A 5,088-nucleotide genomic window follows, 5' to 3' on the forward strand; every position below is an offset into this window, starting at 1 on the left:
ACCAAGAATTATTCGAATTTTATCTATTCGGCTGCTTCGACCGCGCCTCGTCGCGCATCCAGTCTCTTCGCGGTGCGCGCCCAGGAATCAGACATGAAGGCGTGGTCGCGGAGCCCTTCCAGCCGCTGCCATTCGGGAAAGGACGAAGCGAAGATTTCGGCCCCCATGCGGGCGTCCTTGTACGGATTGACCGCGCCGCCGGCCTCGACCGTGATGCGGTCGAGTTCCCGCAGCAGTGTCAGCGTCGTGGCGCCCCTGTTGGGGAAATCCAGTGTCAGCGTGTAGCCGGGACGCGGAAACGACAGCAGCGCCGGCGAGCGGATGGAGCCGAAGCGTTTCAGCACCGTGAGGAACGAGCCCTGCCCGGCTTGCCTTGCAGCCGCCAGCAATGCCGGCACGGCCTCGCGCGCCGTCTCTTCCGGCACCACGCTCTGGTGCTGGAAGAGCCCTTTCGGCCCATAAAGCCGGTTCCAGTCGCGCACGCCGTCAAGTGGAAAGAAGAAGCCCTGATATCCGGCCTGGCGCGGCACCGTTGCTCGGCTCTTCCTCCACCTGTAGGCAGCGTTGAAGGCGGTCAGGAACGGCCGGTTGAGCACATTGAACGGCGGCTGCACCGGTACCGAGAAATTGCCGCCGACGCGCGAGGCGGCATGCGAGCCGTGCTCGGCGTGATTGCCCGACAGCAGCAGGCCACGACCGCTGTTGCGGCCGCCGGCCAACTGATCGATCCAGGCGACCGCATATTCGTTGGCCTGATCGGCCGCCTCGGCCAGGTCGAAGAATTCGCAGAGATCACGAAACGGCGTCGCCTTTTCGACGATGTCGAGGGAATGCACCCGCATCAGCCGGATCGAGGCCGACAGGATGAGGCCGGTCAGCCCCATGCCGCCGATCGTCGCCGCAAACAGCCGCGTATTGTCTGTCGCCGAGCAGCGGTGGGTCTTGCCGTCGGACCTGAGCAGCGTGAAGCTCTCGACATGGCAGCCGAAGGTGCCGCGCCGGTGATGGTTCTTGCCATGCACGTCATTGGCGATGGCCCCGCCGAGCGTGACGAATTGCGTGCCTGGCACAACGGCGGGGAAGAAGCCGTAGGGGGCGGCGTGGGCGATGATGTCGGACAACAGCACGCCGGCCTCCGCCTCGAGAACACCGGTTTCGGCGTTGAAGGCGTGGATCCGGTTCAGCGATCGCATATCGACGACCGCTCCGGCCCCGTTCTGGCAGGAATCGCCGTAGGAGCGGCCATTGCCATAGGCAAGCAGCGACGCCGGCTTGGCCTGACCGCCCTTCAGCAGCGCGATCGCCTCGTCGGCACCGATGGCGCGCGGCGCCGGCGGCGTGGCAAGGCCAAAGCTTGGGAAACGTCCGGCGGCCATGCCTACCAGCCCCCGATGACCAGCATCACCGCACCGATCAGCACCACGATCTGGCTGCGCCAGTCGCGGATGATGAAGACGACCGGATCGTCATGCATCTCGTTGCGGCGCGCCAGGATCCAGACGCGCATGGTAAGATAAAGCACGATCGGCGCCAGCGGCCAGATCAGCCATGGATGCGGATAGAGTTCCCGCACCGCGACACTGTCCATGTAGAGCGCCAGCACCAGCGCCGAGGAGAAGGCCGAGGCCATTCCGGCCTGGGCGACGATCTCCTGGTCTTCGGTGCGATAGCCGCGACCGGCAATGCGCTCGCCGGGCGGAATGGCGGTGGTGCGCAGTTCGACGAAGCGCTTCACCAGCGCCAGCGACAGGAAGAAGAAGATGGAGAAGGCCAGCAGCCAGAACGAGACGTCGACGCCGGTCGCCGCCGCACCGGCCAGGACGCGGATCGTGTAGAGGCCGGCGAGCGTCAGCACATCGACCAGCAGCATGCGCTTGAACGACAGCGAATAGGCGGTGGTGACGACCATGTAGCCGCCGAGCACAGCCATGAATTCGGGCGACAGGAACAGCCCGGTGCCGATGCCGATCGCCAGAAGCACCGCGATCGCCCCAAGTCCGAACGGGATCGACAGCGCGCCGCTGGCGAACGGCCTGTTGCGCTTGGTGAGGTGTTTGCGGTCGAGCGCGAGGTCGAAGAAATCATTGAGGATGTAGATGGCCGATGCCACCGCGCTGAACGAGACGAATGCCAGCAGGCATTCCCAGATCATGTCGGTGTTGAAATATTCATGCGAGAGCACCATCGGCACTGCGATCAGCGAATTCTTCAGCCACTGATGCACGCGCAGCATCTTGACGATGGTCCGCAAAGTGGGCTTCGGCGCCGACACCGTCTCGGCGCCATGTGCCGCCTGCCAGCGCGCGGCATGGCGGTCGGGCGCGACGACGATCGCGTTGCGTGCGGCATCGAAGACCTGGAGGTCATGGCGGCTGTTGCCGGCGTAGTCGAAACCGCCATCGCCATAGGCTGCGATCAGCGAGGCGCGCTTCCTGCCCGAGGTGAGATTGGCGAGACCATCGGTGGCCAGCACCTGGTCGAAAATGCCGAGATGGGCCGCGATGGCGTCGGCGAACTTGCGCGGCGTACCGGTCGCCAGCACGATCTTGCGGCCCTCGGCGTGCTCGGTCCGGAGGCGGCAAAGCAGCACCTCGCGATAGGGCAGCGATGCCGGATCGATGTCGATGCGCTGCGCGATCGCCTGCTTCAGCCGCGCCGGCCCGCCGGCGATCCAGAACGGTACGAGGAAGATATAGAGCGGGTTCTTCTTGAGAAGGATGAACAGCCCTTCCCACAACAGGTCGGTTGCGATCAGCGTGCCGTCGAGATCGACCGCAAGCGGTATTGCGTTCCTGTCCGATCGCGCATCCATGTCCGTCCTGCCCTGCCCGCGTAGAGTTGCGCGCCGCTTTTCGGCGTCTTGAGGCTGGTATAGCGGGCGATGGCGTAGCGAACGTTAAAACGCACGGTTGCAGACGGCTGCCATGGCGGTATTTCCGGTGTCATTGTTAAACAACCGCTACCGGAAACGATAAAAGGCCGGGCAAATGCCCGGCCTCTACAATCGTGACGCCAAGATTACTTGATGCGGGCGACACCGCCCGAGATCTCGACCGTTTCCGAACCGGTCAGGGCTTCGAGATCGCCATTGGGCAAGGTGACGAAGCAGCCGTTCGGGCAGAACTCAACCGTTTCGCCACCGGCCAGCGCAAGGTCGGTCTTGCTGCCGCCCTCCGTTACGACCAGCGTGCGGGTCTCGGCGTCCTTGTTGACCGCGCTCGCGGCATGGACCGAGCCGATGGCGGCGACCAGGGCGACTGCAGCGACGAGAGACTTCCACATGGTGCAATATCGGTGTTCCCACCGCCTCTGTTGCATTTGGCAAGGCATTTTCGCCTTTGCATGGAGCTTATATGAGATGGAAGCTGAACCGCAACTGAATGCCCCATTCATGCCGCAATCGATTCCGGGCAGGATTGAGGTCGACGGAGTCCGAGCCTAGTCCGGGTCCGGCTTCTTGGTTTTGCGAGACTTGACCAGTCGCTTCTTCTCCGCCTCGGCTTCGGCCCTTATCTGCTCCTGTTCGGCGAAGTCGGCCTCGATCTTGTCGTCGTCCGTCGGCCAGGCCTTGGGCTTGTGGGCCTCGACCACGGCGCGCGGCGTCGAGGGGATCTCGATGTGTTCGCTGCTGAATTTTTCGAGGACGGCAAAACGGATGTCGTTCTGCGCGATGTTGCCGTTCATCACGTCGGCCAGGAACACGCGGATTTCGAATTCCAGGGCGGCGGGGCCGAAATTGGAAAACAGCACGAAGGGTTCGGGGTTCTTCAGCACCATCGGGTGGCTGCGGGCGATCTCCAGCAGGACGGCATGAACCTGCTTGACGTCGCTGCCATAGGCGACGCCGACCTTGATGTCGACGCGGCCGAGCTTGTTGCGGTGCGTCCAGTTGCCGACGGCGTTGTTGATCAGGTTCGAATTGGGCAGGATCACCGATTGCCGCTGGAAGGTTTCGATCTCGGTGGCGCGCACGCTGATCTTCTTGACCGTGCCGCTGACGTCGCCGGCAACGATCCAGTCGCCCACCTTGAACGGCCGCTCGGCCAGAAGGATCAGGCCGGAAACGAAATTGGACACCACGTTCTGCAGGGCAAAGCCGATACCGAGGGAAAGAGCGCCGGCGACCAGTGCCAGGCTGGACAGGTCGATGCCCGCCGCCGAGATGCCGACCAGTGCCGCCAGCGCGACGCCGGCATAGCCGACCGCCAGCCTGATCGAGTTGCGCACGCCGGTATCGACCTTGCCACGCGCCATGACCGAGCCGTCGAGCCAGCCCTGGAACCACCGCGTCAGGAAATAGCCTATGACGAAGACGACGATGCCGGAGAGGATGCCGGTGACCGAGATCGTCACCGAGCCGATGTTGATCCCGGTTGCGAGCTTGTAGGCCCAAGCCTGGATATCGCCGGGCTGGAAACCCCACATCAGCAGGATCAGCGGCAGGAACACCAGCACGATCATCACATTGATGGCAACGCTGACGACAAGGCCGAGCTGGTCGAGGGCCGTATCCTCGTAGCTGGAATTGGCCGACAGCCAGCGCCCGACGGAGGTGTTGGCGAAAGCACCCTCCTCGCCGATCGCCTGCGCCGACAGGAAGCCGATATAGGCGGTGATCAAGGCTGTGCCGGTGACGACGACCTGCAGCGAAACGAACAGCGCAAGGCCGATATAGCCGAGCAAGGCGGCTATGATGGTGAATAGGCCAAGGCCCAGCGACAGGTAGCGCAGCCATGCCGGCCAGGGCCGCCAGCTTCCGTCGCGCGCCTTGAACGGCCTCAGCATCGCCATCAGGATCAGGATGATGCCGACGATGATGGTGGCGACAAAACTGCGGGCGATGGTCAGCGACAGCGGCGAACCCATCTTGTCGTTGATCACCGACAGGAAGGTGTTGACGCTGATGACCACGGCCATGGCGGTGGCCAGGCGCACCAGCCAGCGCGCCGGCCCGGTTTCGACCGGGATCAGGCGCCAGTTCGGCAGCCGCGGTTCCAGCGCCGCATTGGTCAGCCGGTTGACGCAGAACACCACGCCGATGACGGTCGCCAGCGCGTTGAGGAAGAGCCCAATGTCGCCGCGCAACAC

General features: G+C 64.0%; 4 protein-coding genes. All 4 read right to left on the bottom strand.

From position 1 onward, the window contains the following. Positions 1-23: 23 nt before the first annotated feature. The gene (locus tag EN949_RS32935; protein ID WP_063168219.1) at positions 24-1,376 is read right to left on the bottom strand and encodes an FAD-binding oxidoreductase; all 1,353 of its coding nucleotides are present in this window, start codon (positions 1,374-1,376) and stop codon (positions 24-26) included. Positions 1,377-1,378: 2 nt separating this feature from the next. After that, on the bottom strand, positions 1,379-2,812 hold the full coding sequence (locus EN949_RS32940; RefSeq protein ID WP_063168220.1) for a UbiA family prenyltransferase: 1,434 nt from the start codon (positions 2,810-2,812) through the stop codon (positions 1,379-1,381). Between the two features lie 206 nt (positions 2,813-3,018). Further along, positions 3,019-3,282, bottom strand: a complete 264-nt coding sequence (locus tag EN949_RS32945) for a hypothetical protein (RefSeq protein ID WP_023812335.1) — start codon at positions 3,280-3,282, stop codon at positions 3,019-3,021. Positions 3,283-3,438: 156 nt separating this feature from the next. Further along, positions 3,439-5,088 (bottom strand): mechanosensitive ion channel domain-containing protein (locus EN949_RS32950; RefSeq protein WP_164782617.1); only part of this gene is annotated, 1,650 nt, incomplete at its 5' end.

Origin of the sequence: Mesorhizobium sp. M7A.F.Ca.US.007.01.2.1 (genome assembly GCF_003998165.1) — a bacterium.
Lineage (GTDB): Bacteria > Pseudomonadota > Alphaproteobacteria > Rhizobiales > Rhizobiaceae > Mesorhizobium > Mesorhizobium ciceri.

What these genes read in the sequence shown, in the direction of transcription:
- EN949_RS32940 (WP_063168220.1), bottom strand. Translation starts at nt 2,812, where the DNA reads ATGGATGCGCGATCGGACAGGAACGCAATACCGCTTGCGGTCGATCTC.
- EN949_RS32935 (WP_063168219.1), bottom strand. Translation starts at nt 1,376, where the DNA reads ATGGCCGCCGGACGTTTCCCAAGCTTTGGCCTTGCCACGCCGCCGGCG.
- EN949_RS32945 (WP_023812335.1), bottom strand. Translation starts at nt 3,282, where the DNA reads ATGTGGAAGTCTCTCGTCGCTGCAGTCGCCCTGGTCGCCGCCATCGGC.